A 25,983-nucleotide genomic window follows, 5' to 3' on the forward strand; every position below is an offset into this window, starting at 1 on the left:
AACTCCCCTAAAATCTGTTCTTAATGGAAATAACGAGAAAGTAATTTGAAGGCTGTTCCTCCCCAAAAGAGATGGAACAGCCTGATTATCTACTGCCCTTCCATTTCATGCTCAGCAAGTGTTGTTGCAATAGCATCTTCTATTACCGTAATCTTTCCGCTTGAAACAAGGTAATTATTAATCAAAATGGAAAAGACCAGATCCTCTCCATCCTTTGACGTAACATAGCCGGAAAGGGTGGAGACACCAGTTAAAGAGCCCGTTTTTGCAGTAACATTCCCTTTAGCTGGGCCTGAAGTCATTCGATTACGCAATGTACCGCCGACTAATCGATCCGGTTCGCCTGCAATTGGCAGTGATTTTTTGAAAGCCGGGAACCAGCTTTTATTCTGTGCTTCCACTAATAACTGGGTGAGATCGTTGGCTGGAATCATTGTTTTATGAGACATCCCTGAACCGTCACGCAATTGGATTGTGTCCGGATTAACTCCAAGGTCCTTAGCCACGTCCTTGATCACCTTGAGGCCCTCATCCCAGCTTCCTTCCTTACCTACAACCTTTCCCATTTCTTTCGTTAACATTTCCCCGTGCCCATTGTTACTCAATTTCATAAAGGGAATCAGTAATTCCTTCAGGGGCATTGATTCCTTAAAGGTAAGTATCCGTGCTCCGTCAGGGGTTGCATTATATTTTTCTTTGGATTTCCCAATAAAATCAATCCCTTGTTCCTTTAAAGAGGCTTTAAAAACACTTAACACATAGCCAGCAGGTTCCCATACAGATGACCAGGCGCGTGAGGTCGAACCATCTTCGGGCATTGTCCCTTCAACTATTATTTTATTTGATCCATGCTCCCGCTCAATAGAAATGTCCTTCTCTCCATCCGCCGCTACCATTTTTGTCTTGTTCACGATTGTAACGTAGTTTGTTTCTGGTGTAACCGTGACTTCGGCTCGTCTAGCGGGATTTTGGGAAGGGTTCACTTCCACGATAACTGTCCCTGCATCATAATCCTCATTAGGAGATAATGTTAATGCGGACACTTGAGCACCGGTGTAAAAAGGTTCATCTGACCAATTTAGATCCTGTGAGAGGCGAACATCATCATACCATGTATCGTCACCGACCAGATCGCCTTTAATTTTGTTGATGCCAAATTCTTTTAATTTCTTCGCAAACTGGTCAAGATCTTCTTTCAGTAAGGTAGGGTCTCCTTTTCCTTTGAGATAAAGGTTCCCATGCAATACCTTTCCTTTCTTATTGCCATCGGTTAAAACCTCTGTACGAAAGCGGTAATCCTTTCCGAGTGTTTCCAATGCGGCAGCTGCAGTAAGTAATTTCATGTTGGATGCCGGGTGCAAGCGAATATCCCCAAGCTGTTCGAAAAGCAATTCACCGGTTTCTGCTTTCTTGATACTGACACCGGTTGTCGTCCCATCCAGGTGCTCATTATCCAGAATAGCCTCCAGCTTTTCGTCCAGTGTGGCATTTTCGTCAAACACTGCTTCTGTATTTTCATCGGATGCCTTTACCAATAAACCTTCTTCCCGATCCATAAAAGGGACAATAGCAAGAAATGCAAGCAAAACAAGTAATAAACTGTTTCTTGTACAGGTTCTCCAATCCATGGGCATGTCCACATCCTTTTATAATTTGAATATTTTAATTATATAGTAAAGGAATAGAGAGGAATAGAGTGCTTGTTAAAAACACAACTAATGAACTATAGAAAATGTTTACAATTTAATCAAAGGGTCACTACCCGTGGGGTTACGATATTCAATTGTCCCTTATCATTATGGTTGCCATTGCGATCATTCACCGGTTTTTATTGCTATTGCTAACCACCCAGGATTTCGATCGGGATTTTCTCTCACTTGATCGGCATCTTTCCCGTTTCGATCGGTTTTCTCATGCTCAATCGGCCTGTTTCCCGTTCCGATCGGGATTTTCTCTCACTCGATCGGCATCTTTCCCGTTCCGATCGGGTTTTCTCATGCTCAATCGGCCTGTTTCCCGTTCCGATCGGGATTTTCACACTCGATCGGCATCTTTCCCAATGGTTTCCGATTAGCACCCTATTGTAAGCTATAAAGGACAATAATGATTTACTATCTTCATAAGACGTTCCGATTCTTCCGCTGAAACACCTTCAGATAATCTTGCCCCGGCTATAACTGGAGCCCATTGAAAAACTTCATCTTTGGACAAACCGCTTTTTTGACAATAAAGACGCAAATAAACATCGGCTAATGCTATTGAAAACCGTGAATACAAAAGATACGTGCGATATATGTCGGCACGTATATCTCCTGCACTGGAATCAACCCAATCTATAATTGTCACTTTGTCCTCTGACATAATCAAATTAAACAAATGATAATCTCCATGACAAAGCCTTTCCTCAAATGTCACCGCTTTCAATTTTTGCATTAGAGCAAACTTATGTCTTTTATCCAAATTAGGGGCTGATTTAATTTGACGGCTTAATTTTTCAGACATTGGCTCAAGAGAGTTAGCGATAATCATATGAATTTTTTGTTGTATATCAAGGGTTCTTATATTCAATCAACCAGCAATCTCGATATTTTCCTTCATGAAATTCATGTTCAGGGAGAATTCTAACCTTATTAAATCCACATTTTTCATAACACTTTAATGCTCTTTCATTTTGTACTTGAGGGTCCATAACTACTCTATCTGCTTGTTTCTGTTCAATCAAATACTCTACCATTGATTTCACAAGCAACGTTCCAATTCCTCTATTCCAGTAATCGGGTTCACCAATAAATTGGTCAATACCGTAAATTATTTCCTTTTCACTATAATCATCTATCTTGCTTGTCATTTCATCAAATCGATAATATTGTATGTAACCTAGGTCTTTCCCTTCAAACTCAATAATACATCTGCTGACATCATCATTACAATTGTAAAACTTATCATCCACCTTCTCTAAATCAAAGGAATTATCCCTTCCCTCATAATATTCAAGTACAACCGGGTTAGAAAGCCAATTTACTAATAATAATTTATCCCGTTGTAGTAACTCCCTTACTCTTAAACCTTCTTTTTCAAACAGCAAAAATATCAACTACCTTTAATTATTGAATTTTTTAATGGCGCGAATCGCAATATTATCTCGAACATATAATTTTTGGGACGACATCAAAATTTACCATTACCAAAACCAAAAATAAAAAAATTAGTATATACTCATAATAAGATTTGAGCTTGATCTTTTCGAAGGCTTACGTGCCACGTAGGCTATTAATGTAGAAAAAGTGGGGCTCACTTTTTGTTTTTACTAGTGTATTGTTTGTTAATTTGTTTAACAGTTAATTCTAGCATACCTTATCCAAGACAAGGTTTCATCCTTTTTCTTTCTTTACTTATAAGCTAGTACAGTGGAATCCAATTCTTTCTATTTTACAAGTACTTCTGTAGAACAGACCATCCCATTAGTACTTCTATGACTTGTTCCAGACCTTGATTATGTTAAAATTAATTTATTCATTATATATCGCCATGTTTAATGGAAGGATGATAATAAAATGGAAAAAACAAATACAATAAGACTTACAACCCTTTCATCAAAAGGAGGGTGTGGCTGTAAAATTGGACCTGCTGATTTATCACAGGTATTGCGCGCTTTGCCCCCGACTGTAAAAAATCCTAATTTACTTGTTGGGCTGGATACGAGCGATGATGCTGGTGTGTATAAATTAAACGATGATACAGCTTTAGTTCAGACGGTTGACTTTTTTACGCCTATCGTTGATGACCCATATGCTTTTGGCCAGGTTGCTGCAGCAAATGCGATCAGTGATGTATATGCAATGGGCGGAAAGCCGATAACTGCACTTAATATCGTTGCATTTCCCATTTCATCATTAGACAAAGGTATTCTTGCTGAAATATTACGAGGTGCCGGTGATAAACTGGCGGAAGCAGGCGTCTCTCTGGTCGGGGGTCACTCAATCGATGACAAGGAACCAAAATTTGGTCTTGCTGTTACCGGTATTGTCCATCCTGATAAAGTAAGGACCAATACGGGGGCAAGATTTGGTGACAAATTGATTTTAACGAAGCCTATCGGTGTCGGCATTTACTCAACATCCATTAAAAAGGATTTGCTTTCTAAGGAGGAAATCAGCCAGGTTACTGAAGTTATGACAACTCTGAACAAAACAGCCGCAGAAACAATGGAAAGCTACGATGTGCATGCATGTACAGATGTTACGGGGTTTGGACTGCTTGGTCATGCTTCGGAAATGGCTAAAGGCAGCAATGTTGAAATTCGCATTATAAAAGACCAAGTACCTGTTTTACCACGCATAAAAGAACTCGCCGATTCTGGCGCAGTACCAGGTGGAACGAAAAATAATTTTGATCATGTAAAAGATATTGTATCCTTCCCTGAATCATTGGATCAAACGGATAAATGGATTCTATGTGATGCGGTAACATCCGGCGGACTATTAATTTCTGCAGCCGATGATGATGCGAATGCACTTCTTGCTGCACTACAAGATAAGGGTGTAGAAGCGCAAATAATCGGGGAAGTCACCGAAGGCAAAAATGGACAAATAACTGTTTTGTAGTTTTTGAATTGAGGAAGTGACGTAATTTATGTTTCACGATATAGCACTAGATGACCTATTTGCCTTACAAAAAAATGAAGCACATACATTAATTGATGTACGTTCACCAAAAGAATTTAACGAGGCCACTATCCCTGGCAGTGTTAACATCCCAGTCTTCACAACCGAAGAACGAGCTGAGGTTGGTACCATTTACAAACAGGTCGGCCCTGAAGCAGCAAAAGAACGGGGGCTTGCGATTTTTTCCGCAAAGCTCCCGGACTTTATCGATGAATTCCGAAAAGTAGATACGCCTAAAACAGTTTTCTGCTGGCGCGGCGGTATGCGCAGTAAAACAGCAGCAACCGTCCTTGATCTGATGGGAATCAAGGCCAATCGTTTAAGTGGTGGCTTTCGAACCTACCGCCAATGGGTTGTTAGTGAATTGTCCAAACATGAGTTTAAACCTGATCTGTATGTGTTAAACGGCTTTACAGGAACTGGAAAAACCGCAATCTTGCAACAGCTTGAGCAAAAAGGATATCCGGTAATTGATCTAGAAGGAATGGCCAATCACCGCGGTTCGATTTTCGGACAAATCGGGCTTCAACCAAGCAATCAAAAAAAGTTTGAGGCACTGCTTGTGGAAAAATTATTACAATACAAGGATGCCCCGTTTGTATTTGTAGAAGGGGAAAGCAAACGGATCGGCAAAGTGACACTCCCGGACTTCCTTTATGAAAAAAAGGAAAAAGGTATGCAATTAATTATTGATTTACCAATAGAGGAGCGAATCCGCAATATTTTAGATGATTACCAGCCTTGGAATTCCCCACAAGACTTTGTAGAGGCATTTCAAATTATTAAAAAGCGAATCCACACCCCGGTTGCAAAGGAAATAGATGAAGGATTGCGGAATGATAATTATACCGAAGCGATTCAGTTGTTGCTTGAATATTACTATGATCCAAGATATAAGTATGCGGCAAAACAATATCCGGATGATAAAAAAATCCATATCCGTGCCAAAAACATGGAGGAAGCATTACACGGTATCGAAAAAGTATTAAACCAAAAAGCTATGAATTAATAGTACTGTTTGTTTACAACTTGTTTCGCTATCTTGATTGCACAAATTCAGGTAACCACATGTTGCTGGTTACCCTTTTGTATTTACATAACTGGCAGGAACTCTATAATGCCGTTTCCATAATCTTGTTCAACTGCCTTATGTTAATGGATTCCGTTTGCCTATTGCTAATATCATACTTCCTTTTAAGGTGTATGATCCGACTGACACTTTCATTAATTCTTTCCTCTGTTAGCTCACCATTATGGACAGCATCCTCTAAAGCCTTGATAACAGTTATGACGTTATGATAGCCATGAGCTACCAAAATCATATCATTCCCTGCCTTAACACTCTCAACTGCTGCCTGTCCGATATCAAAATTATCCGTGATTGCCTTCATTGTCATATCATCCGTCATTACGACACCAGAAAACGCAAACTGATTTCGGAGAATCCCATCTATTATTTTGGGTGACATGGATGATGGGAACTCCGGATCAATCTTTGGCAGCAAAATATGGGCCACCATGACGACATCTGCTCCATTTTGAATCGCACGCTCAAATGGAATGAGTTCAAGTCTATGCAGTTCCTTAAGACTTTTGTTCACTCTAGGGAGTTCCAAATGTGAATCAACAGACGTATCTCCATGTCCGGGAAAATGTTTAATAACGGATATAATTCCTTCTGACTGAATGCCCTTCATCGTTTGGATACCTAGATCACTGACGATTTCGGGATTGTTGCCAAATGACCGATCACCAATAACCGGATTGTCCGGGTTACTGTTCACATCCAAAACCGGGGCAAAATCCAGATTGAACCCAAAAGCAGTTAATTGTTTCCCCAACATTGATCCTATTGTATAGGAGTATCCGCCATTCCCCTGCTCACCAATATGTTTATTTGAAGGAAGGTTGATTAAATCCCCTGGCAATCTGGAGACCTCTCCACCCTCTTGATCAACCCCCAATAATAGCGGCAGACGGTTCCTGACATTTTTTGTTTTTATTTCATTTAATAAGTCAATCGTCTGGTTCGGACTTTCCAGATTGTTCGCGTACAATATGATACCTCCAACCTTATATTTGCTTATCAAATTTAGGTTATCCCCATTTAAAGAAGTTCCACTAACCCCAGCAATCATCATTTGACCGATTTTTTCATCTAAACTCATATTTGCTATAATTGCTGCATTATCGGATTTATCGTTTAACTCTGGAGCCTGTTTCTGTTCTAATGATTTTTTTGCCATTTCAGAAGACTTGGCAATAACGAATCCGTCATTTTGCTGATTACCTTTTCCAATTATGGTAATTCCGATGATTATAAGCATGATCGTGGCTATCATATACGCTGCTATCTTCCCCATTTTCTATTCCTCCGGCTACAATTTCTTTCTTTTCTATTTCTATGAATAGTATTGGTAGGTTATACTAAATAAAAATAATGGAGGTATCCGAAATGAAAAAACTTATTCCACATATCAGAATCGAAAATTGCAAAGTAGCTGTTGAATATTATCAAAGGGCATTTGGCGGTGAAATTAAAAACACGCAGTTGGCGGATGGAATAGAAATGTTCAAGGGACACGAAGGGAAATATATTCACGCAGAATTACATATTAATGAAAATTGTATTATTTATTTTGCCGATGTGTTTGGTGAAAAACCTGCAAATGGAAGTAACATCCTGCTCGGACCTGATCTTGATAGTGAGGAAGAGATTAATCAGGTCTACAGTTTTTTAGCAACAGATGGAGAGGTTAAAATGGAGCTGCAGGATACATTTTGGGGAGCCAAGCATGCAATTGTAAAAGACAAGTATGGCATTTCATGGGAACTTAATTATGAAACAAAGGCGTAACGCCCGGTTAGCGGCTAGAGGACTCTCGCCCTGCCATTTAGTGTGGTTCGGTGTTGCTGTCGGGAGCAGCGGTCTTAACCGAACAAACAACCGCAGGAGATAAAGGAAACACGGTGAGCTGGGGGGCTGCAGGATGCAGGTCAGTTCGGTGTGGCGATTGTCGTCGCGGTTTTAACCGAACTTCCCCTCTCACCGATGTTGACTAATCGTATGGAGGTGAGGGAAATCCACTGGGCGCTGGAGCCGGACGTGGCCTTACTCTGATGCAAGCTGAATAGAGCTTGAATTTTATATCTCCTTGGCCTGCAAAATGATAATAGCTAATTAGTGACAGGCACTTTTCTTTAAGCTGGGAAACGCATTTTTTCGGCTAATTGCTGCATGGACGGAAGCATGTTAATATCCATGTTCCCGCCACTGACAATCACACCACAATGTCTGGATCTAATTTGCTCATGATATTTGAACAATGCGGCTAATGATGCCGCACCGGCACCTTCAATTAATGTTTTGTTCCGCTCTAGCATATATAAAATAGCTGCAGCAATTTCTTCATCTGTTACGGTTACAATATCATCCACATATTCCCGTATTAGTGGTAATGTACGTTTACCAGGCTGTTTGACTGCTATACCCTCTGCAATGGTCGAAACAGATTTCAAATTTTTTACCCGTTTCGTATGGTAGCTTTCATACATGGCTGAAGCTCCACAGGCTTGAACCCCAATAACCTTGATATTACGATTTACATGTTTGGCCGCAACCGAGATACCACTAATCAAGCCACCGCCACCAATGGGCACCATAATCGTATCCATCCGGTCTTCCTGCCTGAGCATTTCCATGGCAATGGTGCCTTGACCAGCCATCACGTCATAATCATCAAATGGATGAATATAAACAGCACCGGTTTGCATTTGCCTTTTTAGTGATGCTTCATATGCTTCCTGAAATGTTTCACCAGTAAGCACTACTTCAGCTCCATAGTTCCGGGTCGCATTCACCTTGGCATGTGGCGTCTTCTCTGCCATGAATATCGTTGCCCGTGCCCCTAATTTTGCCGCAGCATGCGCAACACCTTGGGCATGGTTACCTGCTGATGCAGTGATAACACCTTTATTTAATTGCTCTTTTGATAGCTGCATTAGTTTAAAGCTTGCACCTCTAAACTTGAATGCACCTGTTTTTTGCTGGTTTTCCATTTTAAAATAAACATGTTTTCCAATTAAATTATCTGTAGTCGCTGATGTAAGTAATGGTGTACGGTGAACGATGGGGGTTAAACGTTCCATCGCAGTATGCACTTTTTCACCTGTTAAGCAATTCCCAATTGTTTCACACTCCTAGGTTGAAAGTTTTAACTATTCTTTTGATTAAGCTCAGGAGAGGAAGCACCTCCCCCGGAAACGTTACCGACAAAATTTGGGAAGTGACAAATACCTTATGACACTTATTCGGAACCCATCGCCACTTTCTTTTGCCCGGCACTCTCAAATGCGGTAATTTTGTCCTCATGTTGTAATGTTAGTGCAATTTCGTCCCAGCCGTTTAGCAGCTTTTCCTTATGATAAGCCGGGATGTCGAAATGCACTTCACGCTGCCCATCCGTTATTTGCTGATTTTCCAGGTCAACAGCTAATACTAAATCAGCCTTGTTCGCTTGATCCAGCCATTGATTTACTTGAGTCTTATCCAATTTAATTGGAATAATCCCGTTTTTTAACGCATTATTATAGAAAATATCGGCAAAGCTTGGTGCGATAATGACGCGGAATCCATAATCAAGCAAGGCCCATGGTGCATGTTCCCTGGACGATCCGCAGCCGAAATTCTCTCCTGCTACTAATATCGATGCCTCTTGGTATTCCGGATTATTCAGGCTAAAGTCGACTCGGCTTTTGCCATCGTCGTCAAACCGCCAATGATAAAAGAGAAATTCACCAAATCCGGTTCGTTCAATTCGTTTAAGAAATTGCTTCGGGATAATTTGATCAGTATCAACATTCGTCCGATTTAACGGATAAACTAATCCCTGATGCTGTTGAATAGCCTCCACGACGTAATCACCTCCTAACTTGGCACTCCAGTAAACGTACGAACATCGACAAAATGGCCTTCAATCGCGGCCGCTGCCGCCATTTCCGGACTTACCAAATGCGTTCTGGAACCATTTCCTTGTCTTCCTTCAAAGTTTCGGTTGGATGTTGATGCACACCTTGACCCTGGTGGTACAACATCATCATTCATCGCCAAACACATACTGCATCCAGCTTCACGCCACTCAAAGCCTGCCTGTTTGAAAATTGTATCGATCCCTTCTTTTTCTGCTTGCGTTTTAATAGTGAAGGAACCTGGCACAACTATTGCCCTGACTCCTGGTTTAACCTGTTTGCCTTTTACAATTTCTGCAGCCTTTTGCAAATCGGCGAGCCGCGAGTTGGTACAAGATCCAATAAATACATGATCAATTTCAATCGACGTAATTGGCTGATTTTCCTCAAGTCCCATATATGCTAGTGCCCGTTCTACATCTTCCCGGTACTCAACATCGTTTAAATCAGGAGTCGATCCACTAACAGGGACACACATACCAGGATTTGTTCCCCAAGATACTTGTGGCTCAATTTCCTCAGCATTAATGGTTACGGTTTTGTCGTAAACAGCACCTTGATCCGTTGCCAGGTCAAGCCAGCTGGCCGCTAATTCGGTAAATTCCTCGCCATCAGGGACGTATTCCTTTCCTTGCAAAAATTCAACCGTTTTTTCATCTGGGCTAATCAGACCGGCTCTTGCTCCCGCTTCAATCGACATGTTGCATACGGTCATACGTCCTTCCATCGATAAATTGCGAATCGCATTACCTGTATATTCGATTACATAGCCTGTTCCAAACCGGACACCGAATTTGGCGATAATCGCAAGAATCAGATCCTTTGCCGTCACCCCGGCACCCAGTTCGCCCTCAACCTGCACATTTAATGTCTTCGGTCGTTCCTGCCAAATGGTCTGTGTTGCCAAAACATGTTCGACTTCACTTGTGCCGATCCCAAAAGCGAGTGCACCAAATGCGCCATGTGTAGATGTATGGCTGTCACCGCATACGATAGTCTTCCCTGGCTGTGTTAAACCAAGCTGCGGACCAATCACATGGACAATTCCCTGATCCGGATGATACATATCAGCTAGCTTAATTCCATTTGCCTCACAATTCTTTTTCAATGTCTCCATTTGTTTCTTAGCTATTTGGTCTTTGACAACATCCCGATTTTGTGTCGGGACATTGTGGTCCATTGTTGCATACGTTAAATCCGGCCGCCGTACTTTACGATTGTTCAGACGCAGCCCCTCAAACGCTTGTGGAGAGGTTACTTCATGAACTAGATGCAGATCAATATACAGTAAATCAGGTTTTCCCTCTTCCTGATGTACGACGTGTTTATTCCAGATTTTCTCGATGATTGTCTTGGGCTTCCCCACTTTATCATTCCCTCCCTCGGTTAGACGTACATACTGCAAATACTATTTGAAACACCTTTTGTCGTTAGATTTTCCACTACGATTTCCGTTATTTCCTTCGTACTCACTTGCTTACCGCCGGCAATTTTTAAATCAGCGGTATGATATCCTTGTTCAAGGCATTGCTGTACAGCTTCCTCAATTTCTGCAGCCTCCACTTCCATCTGGAAAGAATGTTTAAGCATTAATGCTGCTGAGAGAATCATCCCTAAAGGATTGGCGATTCCTTTTCCGGCGATATCCGGTGCTGAACCATGGACAGGTTCATAAAGCCCAACCCCATCCGTTCTAATGCTGGCAGAAGGCAGCATTCCCAGCGACCCTGTTAAAACCGATGCCTCATCACTTAAAATATCCCCGAATAAATTCTCTGTAACGATAACATCAAATTGGGTTGGCTGTGTGATCAGTTTCATTGCTGCCGCATCGACAAGCAGATGCTCAACTGTTACATCCGGATAATCCTGTTGCTTTTCATTGACAATTTCCCGCCAAAGCCGGCTGGATTCCAGCACATTGGCCTTATCAACCGATGTTAGATGGTTGCTCCTTAGTCTGGCAGTTTGAAAAGCTTTGTCAATAATCCGTTCCATTTCGCTTCGTTGATAGGAAAGTGTATCAACAACCGCATTGCCGTTATCTCGCCGTTCACTCGGCTTGCCAAAATAAAGGCCGCCTGTCAGTTCACGGATAATCATAATGTCGCTGCCTTTTACCACCTCTTCCTTCAATGGCGATGCATGGAGCAGCGGGGCAAACCCCTTGATCGGACGCAGATTTGCAAAAAGGCCGAGTGATTTCCGGATCCCAAGCAGTCCTTTTTCCGGCCTCAGATGTGCAGGAAGGGAGTCCCATTTACTTCCTCCAACAGCGCCTAATAAAACGGCATCTGCATTATGGCATGCCTTTATGGTATCTTCCGGCAAAGGTGTTCCATATTGATCAATTGCGTCACCACCGATCGCATGCTGATGAAAAGTAAACCGGTGACCAAACTCGCTGGCAACCGTGTTTAGAACAACTTTCGCCGCTTCCATAATTTCTTTCCCAACACCATCACCCGGAAGCAGAATTATTTGTTTATTCATAAGCTCCCCTCCTTAATAAGTTTATTTTACAGCTTGCTTCTTATTACTCGTCTGCTGATATACAATATATCGGTTTACCGCATTAAGAAACGCATTTGCCGATGCTTCTATTACATCTTGGGCTGAACCTCTGCCATTCATTGGGTCGCCATTTATCACGAGTTGAACATGTGATTCAGCAAGTGCATCTTTGCCGCGTCCAACTGAATTAAGCTGATAATCAACGAGATGCAAGTCTTCTTTGATTAACGAATCTAACGTTTTATATAGTGCCTCGACACTGCCCTGTCCCGTACAAGCCGCTTGCAAGGTCTCTCCAGCAGGGGATTTTAACTTGACGGTAGCAGTTGGAATATTTGTCGTACCATACTGCACCTGGAACATTTCCAGTTGATATTTATCGACCTTTGAAGTATCCGTCTGAATTTCTGTCAAAATGGTAAAAAGATCATCATCCGTTACTTCTTTTTTGCGATCCGTTAAAAGTTTAAACAAGTTAAATGCTTCTTGCAGTTTTTCATCAGATAATTCATATCCTAGCTCTTGAACCTTATCTTTAAACGCATGGCGTCCGGAATGTTTACCTAAAAATAGTGTATTTGAGCTAACACCGACCATTTCAGGTGTGATAATCTCATAGGTTGACGCGTGCTTCAGAACACCATCCTGATGAATGCCTGACTCATGAGCAAACGCATTCCGGCCGATGACTGCTTTATTCGCTTGCACATACATGCCAGTTAATTTTGCAACAAGATCACTGGTCCGTTTCGTCTCATTCAGTTTCAAGTTGGTTGTATACGGATAATGATCGGAGCGAATCTTCAACGCAACAGCAACTTCCTCAAGTGCCACATTACCTGCGCGCTCCCCAATTCCATTAACGGTTCCTTCTACTTGGGTAGCCCCGTTTTCCACTGCAGCAATTGAATTCGCTACGGCCAAGCCCAAATCATTATGGCAATGACAAGAAAGCCTGACTCGGTCAATATTTGGCACCGTTTCTGTAATATAGCGAAACATGTTGCCATATTCAGCCGGTGTCGCATAACCGACCGTATCTGGCAAATTGATCACCGTTGCACCCGCGTCAATCACTTGTTCAATGATTTGGGCAAGAAATTCCAAATCAGAACGGGAGGCATCTTCTGCCGACCACTCCACCTGTGGGAACTTTTGTCTCGCGTATGAAACCATATCTACCGCTGTGTTAATCACTTGCTCTGGTGATTTTTTCAATTTATAGGTCATATGAATCGGCGATGTCGCCAGAAATACGTGTAAACATGGCTCCGGTGCACCTTTTAATGCCTCCCAGCAGGCGTCAATATCTGATTTAACAGCTCTTGCCAGCCCTGTCACCGAAGTGTCCCTAATCGTTTCAGCAATTGTTTTCACCGCATTAAAGTCACCTTTGGAGGAAGCAGGGAACCCTGCCTCCATCCGGTCAATACCAAACCGTTCCAGTTGTTTGGCAATTTCCAGCTTCTCCAGCTGATTCAGATTGACTCCTGGAGATTGCTCGCCGTCGCGTAATGTTGTATCAAAAATTTTAATTTCTGACATGTTCTTTCACATCCTTTTGCTTATTTTGTAATGGCTGCTTCACAAAAGGCATTAAATCCCGTAACTCCCTTCCTACTTTTTCGATTAAGAGTTGATTTTCTTTTTTATTGGTTGCATTGAATTTAGGGCGGTTTGCCTGATTTTCAAGAATCCAGCCTTTGGCAAATTCACCTGATTGCACATCTGCAAGTATTTCTTTCATCCGTGCCTTCGTTTCATCATTTACCACTCTTGGACCTGAGGTAAAATCACCCCATTGTGCCGTATCAGAGATGGAGTAGCGCATATTTTCCAGCCCGCCTTCATAGATCAAATCAACAATTAGCTTCATCTCATGCAAACATTCAAAATAGGCAACTTCAGGCTGATACCCCGCTTCAACCAATGTTTCAAATCCTGCTTTAATTAAATGGGTCAGACCGCCACACAACACCGCCTGTTCTCCAAACAAGTCTGTTTCGGTTTCTTCTTGGAAAGATGTTTCCAGAATGCCTGCTCTTGCAGCACCGATTCCGTCTGCATATGCAAGGGAAAGCTGTTTTGCATTTCCAGTCACATCTTGAAACACGCCGTATAATGCCGGGACACCAGCACCTTCTTCGTATGTCCGGCGTACCAAATGACCAGGCCCTTTTGGAGCTACCAGGAATACATCCACATTTGCCGGAGGTACGACTTGCGTAAAATGAATATTAAATCCGTGGGCGAACGCGATTGCACTTCCCGGTTTCAGGTTATCTTTAATACTTTCATGATAGACTGCAGGCTGCAATTCGTCCGGAAGAAGTACCATTACAACATCAGCCTGGTTAACTGCCTCCCCTACGGAATAAACAGTAAAGCCATCTTCTTCTGCTTTTGCTTGGGATTTTCCTGGTCTAAGACCAATAACTACATCATAACCGCTGTCACGCAGATTTAATGCATGTGCATGCCCCTGTGATCCATAACCTACTACAGCTATTTTCTTTCCTTGTAATACCTCTTTTTGAATATCCTTTTCGTAAAGTACTTTTGCCATTTTAATTCCTCCCCATAGTGTTTAATTCATCTATTTTTAATAAGATAAGTTATATAAATTTAGGATCTATTCTGCTCTTAGCAAAGTAAGCCACGTCCGGCTCCAGCGCCCAGCGGCTAGTATGCTTCCTTCACCTTCGTACGATAAGTCAACATCGACTCCCTTTGGTCGTCGTATTTCCTTTATCTCCTACGTAGGAATGTTCGGTTAAAACCGCCGCTTTGCGCGGCAACACCGAACCACCCTGCTTGGCAGGGCGCAGCATATACGCCGCTAAACGGGGGGCTTGCGCCTTTGTTCGTTAAATGGATAAATAATTTATTTCTGTAACCGACTTCTGCTGTCCTCTCAGAAATGCTGTCATCCCTGTTTTGGTTAATTCTTTTATTCCATAAGGTTTAAGCAATGTGATCAGGGCATCTACCTTATCCGGTTTACCAGTGACCTGGATCGTCAGACTATCTTTGCTAACATCAATTACAGATGCACGAAAGGGAGCGATAACTCCTTGAATTTCTGCTCTCGTTTGCCCGCTTCCAACTACTTTTATCAAGGCTAGTTCCCTGGCAACCATTGCCTTGTCTGTAATATCCGACACTTTAATGACATCAATTTGCTTGTTTAACTGTTTTGTCAACTGCTCTGACTTTTGATCATCACTTACATCAACAACGAGTGTCATCTTGGATATGCCCTCCGTTTCCGAACTGCCAACGGAAATACTCTCGATATTAAATTGGCGTTTGGAAAGCATCCCTGTAATCCGATTAAGCACCCCGCTGCGATTCTGAACGGTTGCTGTTATAATCCGTTTCATTTCGTCACCCCAATCATTTCGTGGTTTCCCTTTCCTGTAGGAACCATTGGGAAGACACATTCCATTTTGACTACGCGGCAATCGACAACAACAGGTTCGTCACTTGCAAAAATAGCATCAAGCATTTCTGGGACCTCTTCCTCTTTTTCAACTTTCAGTCCACGAACACCGTAACTCTCTGCTAATTTTACGAAGTCCGGACTTGAAATGATGGACTCTGCGTAACGTTCTTCGTAAAATTTCTCCTGCCACTGTCTAACCATTCCTAGTGAGCCATTATTAACAATGAGAACCTTTACTGGCAGCTGATAATCCTTCAGCATGGAAAGTTCCTGAAGTGTCATTTGGAAGCCACCATCACCAACAATTGCAACAACAACTTCATCCGGTGCACCTAATTGTGCTCCGATTGCTGCCGGAAAGCCAAACCCCATCGTTCCAAGGCCACCCGACGTTACCCATTTGTCCGGTTTATCAAAATGATAAAATTGAGCCGCCCACATTTGGTGCTGACCAACATCTGTTGTGACAATCGCTTCTCCATTTGACTTGCGATACACTTGTTCTATGAGCCATTGCGGTGATACTGACTCTTCTGACCTTTCGTACCATAACGGGAAGTTCGCTTTATTAGCTTGCAATTTTTCTTTCCAGGCTTGATTATCGGGTACTTCGATTGAACTATTTAACAATGCTAGTAATCCTTCTCTGGAATCGGCAACAACTGGAATTTCAGTCGGAATGTTCTTGCCAATTTCCGCTGGATCAATATCAATATGGGCAATTTTAGCGTTTGGCGCGAAGTGTTCCAAACTTCCAGTTAAGCGGTCATCGAATCGCGCTCCAATATTAATCAACAAATCACATTCATAAATTGCCATATTCGCTGCATACGTTCCATGCATACCGGCCATCCCTAAAAACAGCGGGTTAGTTCCTGGAAAACTCCCTAAACCAAGTAAGGTAGTTGTGATTGGAAGTTGATATTTCTCGACAAACATCTTTAGTTCGTGAGAGGCTTTACCAAATAATACACCCGCTCCGGCAAGTACCATAGGTTTTTTGGATTTGGATATCGCATCAGCAAGCTTTACAATTTGTAACGGATTCGGCTTTATTGTCGGTTGATATCCCGGCAAATGAACATCACTGTTAAATTTTTCAGCCGAAGCTTGAGTCGAGATGTTCTTCGGTATATCAATAACAACTGGCCCCGGTCTTCCTGTAGTTGCAATATGAAAAGCTTCTTTTACAACCCTTGGCAATTCGGACAATTGTTTTATTTGGTAATTGTATTTTGTAATAGGCGTTGTAACCCCCATAACATCTGTTTCCTGAAATGCATCTGTCCCGATCACATTGCTTCCTACCTGACCGGTAAAGATCACAAGTGGAAGCGAGTCCATCATGGCATCCGCTATTCCAGTTACCAAATTTGTTGCGCCCGGTCCTGATGTTGCTAATACTACACCAGGTTTCCCAGTAACACGGGCATATCCTTCCGCAGCATGAATGGATCCCTGTTCATGTCTTCCAAGAATGTGCTTAAAAGACGTCTTACTGCGATACAATGCATCGTAAATCGGTAAGACAGCACCACCCGGATAACCAAACAGTGTGTCTACTCCTGCTTCTTCTAATGTTTCAATGAGCAGTTCAGCACCCGTTATTGATTTTTTTGCACTATCCAATTCACCTTCAACCTCCACTTTCACTTTGTTCATACCTCCTTGTATATAAAAATTAATAAAGACCCTTCTCACCCCAAAATCTGCGTATCATCAGAATTTATTGGGATGAAAAGGGTCTTTCTTTTCACGGTACCACCCAGGTTTACAGCATTCTCGCGAATACTGCCTCATGGACTAAAATCCAGCCCACTTTGATAACAGGTGCATCGAAGCACCTGGCTAAGCCTAATTAGTTCTTCATCTGTTCAGCCCAGCACTCAGGGAAGATGTCGGAGTAAGATGTATTTCTAGGCTTCCAGCAACCCTAGATCTCTGTAAATACATTTCGCTTATCCTTTATTCCCGTCATCGAGTTAATCGCCATATGGAAACTTTATTAATGATATTGCGAATTATCATACAACGTTTTTCCAAAAGGGTCAACAGGCATTTTTCATTTTTTTGATACTTTCGATAAATCAGAACTAAATGTTTGCGCTTACATTACCCGCGAATTAAGGGTTTTCTCAGAATAAAAAAAATTAATTTTTTATATATGAAAAAGCGATTTATTCCGTTCATGGAATGTATCGCTTTTTTCATACTCCACGTTTAAGCACTTAACCTTCGCAAGCACTTTTTTACCTATTTCGTTTCTGATAATAATCAATTAAACCAAGTGCGCTAACCTGCATGTCAACGTTAATTAATATATATACCCCATGATCATCTTCAACCAGTAATGTCCGCAAATATTCTTTTACATGCTGCAGCATTCGTCCCGCAAGTTCATTATATCCCTTTCCTTCCTTGAAAACTTGCTCGCCTTCCTGCTCGAAAACAGTAAGCCATTCAGATACTTGCTTCAGCGCTTCATCCACCTTTTCCGTCATCCCAAAGTGGCCAAAAAAGATCCGATCCACATTCATGCTGCGTATTCGTTCAATCGCAGAACGCATTGCTTCCGGATCAAATTGATTAGGGGATGTAGAAGGTAAAAATAAATCAACGCCATCACGTACTAACTGCTCATAACGAATTCCAACCGTATCTCCAGTAAAAATACCGTTACTAACCGGATCGAAAATACAAAAATGGTGTTTGGCATGACCCGGTGTATCAAAAAATGCAAGCGTACATGCCGAACTAATTTGTAATGTATCTCCTTCCCCTTTAATAAGTAACCTTTCCTCGGATACCGGAATAATCGGGTCGAATAATTCCGCAAAACTGTCGCCATAAACTGCTCGTGCCCCAGCCACTAGCCGCTTCGGATTTGCAAGATGCCGCGCCCCTTTGGGATGAACAATAATTTGCGCGTTTGGACACGATTGGATAAATAAGCCGGCACCCCCTGCATGATCTAAATGAATATGTGTGACGATAATATACTTTACCTGTTCCAATGAAAAACCAAGCGATTCTAATCCCTGCTTAATATACTTAACCGACGGGCTGGGGCCTGTTTCAATCAATGTCAAGTCCTCTTCATCAATCACGTATGTACCTGTTCGTCCCGGAACACCAAGATCATAACCGTCAATCAGGTAAATCCGTTCATCAATTTGTATCGGTTTCTTTGCTTTCATTTTGATCCTTCCTTCTGTACTTTTATTCATAATTTTCACTAAAATGGGCGTCTTTTATCATTATACAGGATTTCAAAACGTTGTTACAAAAAAATTATCAAAGAACCTTTTAAATATCCAAAACCCCTGCATAAAAGTTTCAAAAAGTTAGATACTAAAACAAAATATCCCAACCAAGGACAAAGTTGGTGAAACAAGGAGGAATTATTTTGAAAAAACTTCTTTATGGTTTAGTTGTAATTTTAGCATTGGTCGTGATTGCATATGGAGCAAATCGTAATATGCCTTCAGCCGAAATTGGTACTGGAGATTCTATCCAGCTCAATCATAGTATGGCAGAAGAGATTTCAAGCGGAATCGAAACTGTTTTAATCGCTTTAAAAGAATTTAAAGCAGTAACGGAGCAATCCCCCGATGATACGACAGCAATCCAAACAAGCGGCAAAGATGTGGAAGCCAATTGGGATAAAATCGAAAAGCGGGTAGAAAAGATGGATCCCGTCGCATACGAAGACATTGAACGAAGCTTATATCCGCTGATTGCCGAAGCAGGAAAAGATCAGCCAAACGTCGTAATGGTTCAGCAGCTTATTGATGAAACGATGGAAAAATTAACTGAATTCAAGGAAGAGATGGGAGCATAGTAGTTACAATTAACTTCTGTCATCCGGTTAACAAGTGTGTATGAATACTTTTTTTGAAACAGGATAAAATAACGCTGACAAATTTGAAGGAGGTAATGTAGGTGCAAAATCAAAATCAGCAGCAAAATTTGCAAGGATCACCACAAATGCCATCACAGCAAGACTTTGGTGGACATGACATGTTTGATGCTCATGAAGCCTTATCAACATTAACAGGTGGACTGGAGCAATATTTATTATATGAACAGCACATTCAAGACCAGGAATTAATGGGAATTGCCCAGCGTCATCGCGCATTTTGTACACAGCTTTACAACACAATATGTGAAACTTTTAAATCGGGACAGGATCCGACGGTAAAAACACAATCCTACGAGATGGAGCAAAACAATAATGTTATTTACGGCATGAAGCCATCTTCTCCAAAAACTCCTAGTCAATCGGTAAATGAATTAAACGATCAGTGTATATCCGGCTTTATGCTTGGTCAGTTAAAATCTACTGCTTCCGCATTTACCATGACCGCATTGGAGATGACCAACCCTGTCTTAAGACGCATTTTTGCAGACAGTATTCCGAATGTGATCGAAATGGCCTATGAGGTATTTTTGTATCAAAACAAACATCAATATTATCAAGTTCCACAATTAAATCAGCAGGACATGCAAGCATTTCAAAATAGTTATGCACCCGTTCAGGGTACAATGCCTCACTAAGCTCCACTAGCCGCTGGGCGACCTGTGCTGAAAGCGGTTAAACTGCCTGTCACCAAATGGTGACAGGCAGTTATTTAGACCTATTCACCCCGAATATTCACCTTATTGGTAACTTTTGTATAGCCCTTGCATTTATTTATATTTTGGTTTAGAATACGATGATTGAGGTTACTATTATAAAAACCAAAATAGTTGAGGTGAAAAACAATGAAGAATATACCTTCATCCAAAATGGGGTTCTTTTTTGTTGCAGTTGTTTTACTCTGGATAAAAACGTATATGATATATGTATTTGAATTTAATTTGGATATCGATAATGGTCTACAACAATTTCTATTATTTATTAACCCGTTAAGCGCAATATTGGTTTTTCTGGGTATTGCCTTATTTGCTAAAGGAAGAAAAGCAGGATCATGGATTATCATTATTGATTTTCTGATGAGCTTTCTTGTGTACGCCAATGTTGTATACTATCGTTTCAACAATGATTATATAACATTGCCAACACTGACACAAACTAGTAATTTTGGCAGCCTTGGCGGAAGTATTGCTAGTTTAGCAGAGTGGTATGATGTCTTTTATTTTGCAGATATTGTTATCCTGATTGTTTTATTTATGTGGAGTAAAGCCAACTGGTCTGTTAGCCGTTTACAGGTCAGAAAGCCATTAATCATCATGGCTGTAGGTGTTATTGCCTTTACGGTAAACCTGGGATTGGCTGAGATTGATCGTCCGCAATTGCTGAAAAGGACATTTGATCGTAACTACATTGTGAAATATTTGGGATCGTATAATTTTGCGCTGTACGATGCGTTACAGAGCATCCATTCATCATCCCAACGTGTATTGGCAGATAGCAGTGACGTTACAGAGGTAGAAAATTATACGAAAAATAAATATGCGGAACCAAATTCCAAATTATTCGGTGTTGCCAAAGAAAAAAATATTATTAAGATCCATTTGGAATCTTTCCAGTCATTTTTAATCGACTATAAATTACACGGGGAAGAAGTAACACCGTTCTTAAACTCGCTGGTTCACGACCAAAGTAAAAATTTTACGTATTTCGATAATTTCTTTCACCAAACAGAACAAGGAAAAACGGCAGATGCTGAATTAATCCTTGATAACTCGATATACGGGTTGCCACAGGGTGCAGCGTTTGTAACAAAAGGCAAGAACACGTATCAGGCATTGCCGGCAATTCTGGATCAGCAGCAAGGTTACACGTCAGCAGTTTTACACGGTGATAAAAGATCATTCTGGAATCGTGATGAAATTTATAAGCAATTTGGTATTGACAAATTTTTCGATTCTAGTTACTACGACATGAGTGAAGACCAAGTAATTAATTACGGTTTGAAGGACAAACCTTTCTTTAAAGAGTCCATTCCACTGCTTGAGTCAATGGAACAACCTTTTTATTCGCATTTAATTACACTGACGAATCATCATCCGTATTTAATTGATGAAGAAGATGCAACCATTGAGCCTGCTGAAACGGGTGATCCTTCTGTCGATCGCTATTTCCAGACAGCTCGATATTTGGACGAATCATTAGAGCAATTCTTTAATGACTTAAAAGAGGCCGGATTATATGATGACTCCGTTATTATGATTTACGGTGACCATTATGGTATTTCGGAAAATCATAATAATGCAATGGAACAGCTTTTGGGTGAGGAGATTACTCCATTCAAAAATGCTCAACTTCAGCGTGTACCATTTATGATTAAAATACCTGGAGTTGAAGGACAGGGTATTAACCATGAATATTCCGGAGAAATTGATGTAATGCCGACATTACTTCACCTGATGGGAATTGACGCGCAGAATTATATCCAATTTGGAACAGACATGTTCTCTAAAGACCACAAAGACTTTGTAATATTCCGTAATGGAGACTTTGTTACACCAAAATATACAAGTTTAGGTGGAACCTATTATGACAATAGTACTGGTGAAGAAATAGAAGAAACGGAACAAATGAAGGAACTGAAAGAAACGGTGCGCCACGAGCTGGAACTTTCCGATAAACTCCTTTTTGGTGATTTATTACGTTTCTATACGCCAACCGATGATTGGAAACCGGTGGATGCTTCGGACTATATGTATGGAAAAGATGCAACCGAAACAGAAGATCCTCAAAATGTAAATGAAGAATAAACTTAAAAAGAAGTAATCGATAGTATCTCTGTTGATTACTTCTTTTATTGTGCTTAAAAACGCAGGAAATAGCTATACCCACTTATCCGTGCCTATTAATCCAGAAGCCGGTTATTCTCGTCTACTGACATGACCCTTGCCTCTCTGGATTCACCCTCCTGAGGAAGTACTCCGCTACCATTACAAACACTGCAGTTGTATTGCCATCCTTCATCATCTGCAAGCATACCTGTACCTTCACAAGCTCTGCATGTCTTTTCTCGATCAATCATTTTTGAGTTCCCTCCCTTCTATGCTAATTGCTGGCGGTCTTTTACCCAATTAATGATCCCGCCTTTCAGCATGATTTCAACTTGACGTTCCGATAAAGCATGTTTTACACCTATTTGCTGGTTTTTTCCTTTTACATTAATGGTAAACTCATTACCCTGTTTTATTTTATTTTTTAGTCCGGAAATTTCCAGAACATCTCCCTGATTTAGGGTGTCATAATCTTCCTCATTTGCGAAAGTCAGCGGCAGTACACCAAAGTTAACAAGGTTTTGCCAATGAATGCGGGCAAAGTCTTTGACTAAAGCGACACGTAGGCCAAGATACCTTGGTGCTAATGCGGCATGTTCCCTGCTTGATCCCTGCCCATAATTGAAACCGCCCACGATGGCATGACCACCTTTTTCAACAGTTTCCTTGCCACGTTTGTAATATGTGTCATCAATAATCTCAAACGTAAATTTACTGATTTCCGGAAGATTACTCCGATACGGTAAAACACGTGCACCACCGGCAAGTATTTCATCAGTTGATATATTATTGCCCATTTTTAAAAGAATAGGTAATTCCAGATGATCAGGAAGGGCATCCATTTGCGGTATAGATGCAATATTCGGCCCTTTTTGTAATTCGACCTTTTTTGCTTCCTCAAATGGCAATGGCTCATCCAATAGATTTACATCTATAGTTGGTTTATTTGGATCTTTGACTTTTGGATAAGCAAAATCAAGTGTCCTTGGATCCGTAATTTTCCCTGTTAATGCAGATGCTGCGGCCGTTTCTGGACTACAAAGAAATACACTGTCCTCAGTGGTTCCCGATCGACCTGGAAAATTACGTGGCGTTGTACGTAAGCTATTTCGCCCTGTAGCTGGTGCCTGACCCATTCCGATACATCCATTACAACCAGCTTGATGCAAGCGAGCACCGGATTGCAGCAGACTGGCAATATGACTTTCTTTCACTAAATCGGTCAGCATTTGTCTTGATGTCGGATTAATGTCAAAGGAAATTCCATCCGCGATATGCCTGCCATTTACCATTTCTGCCGCAACTGCAAAGTCACGGAACCCCGGATTTGCCGATGATCCTATATAGGATTGATATATCGGGGTTCCTGCAATTTCGGAAACAGGGACAACATTTCCGGGACTTGATGGTTTGGCAATCAGCGGTTCAATTTCCGATAAGTCAATCTCCTCATGAATATCATACGTTGCTCCCTTATCTGCCACTAATTCCATCCAGTCATTTTCCCGATCCTGGTCTTTTAAAAATCGTTTAATTTCTCTATCAGACGGAAAAACAGTTCCTGTGGCTCCAAGTTCAGCTCCCATGTTGGCAATAACATGGCGGTCCATAGCATTTAATGTTTCCACCCCGGGTCCGTAATACTCAATTACCCGTCCGACGCCTCCCTTCACATCATGGCGACGAAGCATTTCCAAAATCACATCTTTTGCGCTTACCCAATCAGGCAATTTTCCTGTAAGCTTTACACCCCACACTTTTGGCATTTTCACATAAAATGGCTCCCCGGCAATTGCTAATGCAACATCAATCCCACCTGCACCCATTGCAAGCATTCCCATACACCCATTCGCACATGTGTGACTATCTGAACCAAGCAGCGTCTTCCCTGGCTTGGCCAATCGCTGCATGTGAACCGGATGACTCACACCATTTCCCGGACGGCTGAAATGGATGCCAAAACGTCTCGTCGCACTTTGTAAAAATAGATGATCGTCCGGGTTCTTGCTGTCTACCTGAATAAGATTATGATCGACATATTGGGCTGACGCTTCCGTTTTAGCCCGATCAAGTTCCATCGCCTCCAGTTCAAGCATTACAAGCGTCCCAGTGGCATCCTGTGTTAATGTTTGATCAATTTTAAGACCTATCTCTGCTCCGGGTATCATTTCCCCTGAAACGAGGTGATCCTTTATTAATTTTTGCGTAATATTTAATGGCATTACGTGACCTCCTATAAAGAATAATCATCCGTTCTATTAGTTTATAATTTATAAAAAAATATATACATAATGGTGGTGATTTTGAATATGTTATTGAGATAGATGAAAGTACTGTTGAATGATGTATGTGCTATCAGGATGTTGTTTGCGAGCTTGGGTTGATACCGAACCCCCGAGTCGATGTTCCCGCCCTCCGGTTGAAACTGATGTGTCAATGTTCGGTTTAAAAAAATAAGGTAGCAACGGCTGCAACCGTTGTTACCTCACAATCAAAGTTTTTGACCATAGTATTTGTCCAGGGAAAAGCCGCGGCCGAGAATTTCTGAAGCATTGATAAAAACGACGAAAGCGGTAGGCTCTTCCTGCTGTAGAATACGTTTTAAATGAACGGCCTCTGTTTGTTCGGCTACACAGAGAATCATCGTTTTACTGTTATTTGAATACCCGCCAACTGACCGAATTTTTGTTAATCCCCGATCAATCTCGTTGCGGATAATCGATTGGATCTTTTCTTCATTCTCCGTAATAATTAAAATTAGTTTGTTTGACGATGTTTGCAATTGCACCATGTCAATTACCTTACTTGTTACATAAATACACATTAGCGCGAATAATGTCAGCTCTAAATTAAAAACAATAATGGACGATATAACAACGAATCCATCAACGATAAGCTGCGAATATCCGCTTGATAATCCGGTAAACTTCTTCACAATTTGAGCGATTGCAGCAGTCCCACCTGTTGAACCGTTGCCTTTATAAACAATCCCAAGCCCAATACCAAGTACAATTCCGCCATAGATCGTGGCAAGCAATGGATTTGTAATGGTATACGGAAAGTCGGAACTTAGATAAATGATAAAAGGAACCCAAAATGTTCCAACAAGTGTTTTTCCGCTAAAATCTTTCCCGAGTGCAAGCCAGCCAATAATAAAAATTGGAATATTGATTAAAAACTGGGTATATGCGGGACTCAGATCATACAATTCGTATAAAATGGTGCTTACCCCGGAAATACCGCCTGCAGCAAGCTTTGCCGGTAATAAAAATATGTTATAAGCTAGTGCGACAAGTGTTGCACCAAGAATAACTTTTATATAATCATATAGCTGTTGTTTCGTACCTTGCTGTTTATTCATTATGCCCTAATCCTCTCCAGTATCAGTAAAACTTGGCATTAACCTCAGCCTATTAGCGAATGACAAAGTTTTTTCTTATACTTTAATCCTGTAAAACCGTCTCCAAAACCCCGAAAAGTCCATCCTAATTGTAAAATTGTTGGGGATGCCTGTCAATTTTAGTAAACCCGAAGTATGTGTCAAGTTTTTCTCGACGTTGCTTTCATACCAATATTTCAGGCGCTCCCATTTTGTACACCTTGTTCGGCTACCGCGCTGTCGCTTGCTGGCCTCATTTTTGACAGAAC

General features: G+C 41.3%; 21 protein-coding genes and 1 pseudogene. 6 read left to right on the forward strand and 16 right to left on the reverse strand.

Annotated elements, in window-relative coordinates; all coding sequences use genetic code 11:
• Nucleotides 1–89: 89 nt before the first annotated feature.
• The 3 genes and pseudogenes from dacB to CZ382_RS10480 form a co-directional block, all read right to left on the reverse strand.
• Nucleotides 90–1,628 carry a D-alanyl-D-alanine carboxypeptidase/D-alanyl-D-alanine endopeptidase gene (dacB, locus tag CZ382_RS10470; RefSeq protein ID WP_088051202.1) on the reverse strand — a complete coding sequence of 513 codons (1,539 nt, stop codon included), beginning with the start codon at nucleotides 1,626–1,628 and terminating at the stop codon, nucleotides 90–92.
• 460 nt (nucleotides 1,629–2,088) lie between these two features.
• A pseudogene (locus CZ382_RS10475) lies at nucleotides 2,089–2,553 on the reverse strand (phosphotransferase); the annotation flags it as partial.
• Nucleotides 2,549–3,085, reverse strand: coding sequence for a GNAT family N-acetyltransferase (locus CZ382_RS10480; RefSeq protein WP_088051203.1), 537 nt, complete (start codon nucleotides 3,083–3,085; stop codon nucleotides 2,549–2,551). The gene CZ382_RS10480 and the pseudogene CZ382_RS10475, both read right to left, overlap by 5 nt.
• 469 nt (nucleotides 3,086–3,554) lie before the next feature.
• Between CZ382_RS10480 and selD the strand changes: the two genes are divergently transcribed.
• Nucleotides 3,555–4,604 (forward strand): selenide, water dikinase SelD, encoded by a 1,050-nt coding sequence (selD, locus tag CZ382_RS10485; RefSeq protein ID WP_088051204.1) that lies wholly within the window; start codon nucleotides 3,555–3,557, stop codon nucleotides 4,602–4,604.
• A 28-nt stretch (nucleotides 4,605–4,632) separates the two neighbouring features.
• Nucleotides 4,633–5,673, forward strand: a complete 1,041-nt coding sequence (gene mnmH / locus CZ382_RS10490; RefSeq protein WP_088051205.1) for a tRNA 2-selenouridine(34) synthase MnmH — start codon at nucleotides 4,633–4,635, stop codon at nucleotides 5,671–5,673.
• Between the two features lie 103 nt (nucleotides 5,674–5,776).
• On the opposite strand, the gene nagZ is transcribed toward mnmH, so the two are convergent.
• Complete coding sequence (nagZ, locus tag CZ382_RS10495; protein WP_088051206.1) at nucleotides 5,777–7,027, reverse strand: beta-N-acetylhexosaminidase; 1,251 nt, start codon at nucleotides 7,025–7,027, stop codon at nucleotides 5,777–5,779.
• A 92-nt stretch (nucleotides 7,028–7,119) separates the two neighbouring features.
• Here nagZ and CZ382_RS10500 point away from each other — a divergent pair, with 92 nt between their 5' ends.
• Nucleotides 7,120–7,521: a VOC family protein gene (locus CZ382_RS10500; protein WP_088051207.1), complete on the forward strand. Its 402-nt coding sequence runs from the start codon at nucleotides 7,120–7,122 to the stop codon at nucleotides 7,519–7,521.
• 344 nt (nucleotides 7,522–7,865) lie between these two features.
• On the opposite strand, the gene ilvA is transcribed toward CZ382_RS10500, so the two are convergent.
• The 9 genes from ilvA to CZ382_RS10545 form a co-directional block, all read right to left on the reverse strand.
• Nucleotides 7,866–8,813: a threonine ammonia-lyase gene (ilvA, locus tag CZ382_RS10505; RefSeq protein WP_088053439.1), complete on the reverse strand. Its 948-nt coding sequence runs from the start codon at nucleotides 8,811–8,813 to the stop codon at nucleotides 7,866–7,868.
• Nucleotides 8,814–8,971: 158 nt separating this feature from the next.
• Entirely contained in the window at nucleotides 8,972–9,577 is a 606-nt protein-coding gene (gene leuD, locus CZ382_RS10510) for a 3-isopropylmalate dehydratase small subunit (RefSeq protein WP_088051208.1), read from the reverse strand.
• A 14-nt stretch (nucleotides 9,578–9,591) separates the two neighbouring features.
• The gene (gene leuC / locus CZ382_RS10515) at nucleotides 9,592–10,998 is read right to left on the reverse strand and encodes a 3-isopropylmalate dehydratase large subunit (protein WP_088051209.1); all 1,407 of its coding nucleotides are present in this window, start codon (nucleotides 10,996–10,998) and stop codon (nucleotides 9,592–9,594) included.
• Nucleotides 10,999–11,018: 20 nt separating this feature from the next.
• Nucleotides 11,019–12,125: a 3-isopropylmalate dehydrogenase gene (gene leuB, locus CZ382_RS10520; RefSeq protein WP_088051210.1), complete on the reverse strand. Its 1,107-nt coding sequence runs from the start codon at nucleotides 12,123–12,125 to the stop codon at nucleotides 11,019–11,021.
• Nucleotides 12,126–12,146: 21 nt separating this feature from the next.
• Entirely contained in the window at nucleotides 12,147–13,691 is a 1,545-nt protein-coding gene (locus CZ382_RS10525; protein ID WP_088051211.1) for a 2-isopropylmalate synthase, read from the reverse strand.
• Nucleotides 13,678–14,712, reverse strand: a complete 1,035-nt coding sequence (gene ilvC, locus CZ382_RS10530; protein ID WP_088051212.1) for a ketol-acid reductoisomerase — start codon at nucleotides 14,710–14,712, stop codon at nucleotides 13,678–13,680. Before ilvC ends, CZ382_RS10525 begins: the two co-directional genes overlap by 14 nt.
• Nucleotides 14,713–15,013: 301 nt before the next feature.
• Nucleotides 15,014–15,529, reverse strand: a complete 516-nt coding sequence (ilvN, locus tag CZ382_RS10535; RefSeq protein WP_088051213.1) for an acetolactate synthase small subunit — start codon at nucleotides 15,527–15,529, stop codon at nucleotides 15,014–15,016.
• Nucleotides 15,526–17,253 carry a biosynthetic-type acetolactate synthase large subunit gene (gene ilvB, locus CZ382_RS10540; RefSeq protein WP_088051214.1) on the reverse strand — a complete coding sequence of 576 codons (1,728 nt, stop codon included), beginning with the start codon at nucleotides 17,251–17,253 and terminating at the stop codon, nucleotides 15,526–15,528. Before ilvB ends, ilvN begins: the two co-directional genes overlap by 4 nt.
• 587 nt (nucleotides 17,254–17,840) lie before the next feature.
• The gene (locus tag CZ382_RS10545; RefSeq protein ID WP_088051215.1) at nucleotides 17,841–18,788 is read right to left on the reverse strand and encodes an MBL fold metallo-hydrolase; all 948 of its coding nucleotides are present in this window, start codon (nucleotides 18,786–18,788) and stop codon (nucleotides 17,841–17,843) included.
• Between the two features lie 209 nt (nucleotides 18,789–18,997).
• Between CZ382_RS10545 and CZ382_RS10550 the strand changes: the two genes are divergently transcribed.
• From CZ382_RS10550 to CZ382_RS10560, 3 genes are all read left to right on the forward strand, one after another.
• Nucleotides 18,998–19,432, forward strand: a complete 435-nt coding sequence (locus CZ382_RS10550; RefSeq protein ID WP_088051216.1) for a hypothetical protein — start codon at nucleotides 18,998–19,000, stop codon at nucleotides 19,430–19,432.
• Nucleotides 19,433–19,533: 101 nt separating this feature from the next.
• Complete coding sequence (locus CZ382_RS10555; RefSeq protein WP_088051217.1) at nucleotides 19,534–20,148, forward strand: spore coat protein; 615 nt, start codon at nucleotides 19,534–19,536, stop codon at nucleotides 20,146–20,148.
• A gap of 207 nt (nucleotides 20,149–20,355) precedes the next feature.
• Complete coding sequence (locus CZ382_RS10560; protein WP_088051218.1) at nucleotides 20,356–22,314, forward strand: LTA synthase family protein; 1,959 nt, start codon at nucleotides 20,356–20,358, stop codon at nucleotides 22,312–22,314.
• A 95-nt stretch (nucleotides 22,315–22,409) separates the two neighbouring features.
• Here CZ382_RS10560 and CZ382_RS23715 read toward each other — a convergent pair whose 3' ends face one another.
• The 3 genes from CZ382_RS23715 to CZ382_RS10570 all read right to left on the reverse strand — a co-directional run bounded on the left by CZ382_RS23715 (nucleotide 22,410) and on the right by CZ382_RS10570 (nucleotide 25,696).
• A complete protein-coding gene (locus tag CZ382_RS23715) occupies nucleotides 22,410–22,586 on the reverse strand; it encodes a hypothetical protein (RefSeq protein WP_155554271.1) in 177 nt (58 codons plus the stop codon).
• A gap of 18 nt (nucleotides 22,587–22,604) precedes the next feature.
• Nucleotides 22,605–24,557 (reverse strand): aconitate hydratase, encoded by a 1,953-nt coding sequence (locus CZ382_RS10565; protein WP_088051219.1) that lies wholly within the window; start codon nucleotides 24,555–24,557, stop codon nucleotides 22,605–22,607.
• 269 nt (nucleotides 24,558–24,826) lie between these two features.
• A complete protein-coding gene (locus CZ382_RS10570) occupies nucleotides 24,827–25,696 on the reverse strand; it encodes a YitT family protein (RefSeq protein WP_088051220.1) in 870 nt (289 codons plus the stop codon).
• Between the last annotated feature and the right edge of the window lie 287 nt (nucleotides 25,697–25,983).

This window comes from Virgibacillus dakarensis, assembly GCF_900155625.1.
Lineage (GTDB): Bacteria > Bacillota > Bacilli > Bacillales > Amphibacillaceae > Lentibacillus_C > Lentibacillus_C populi.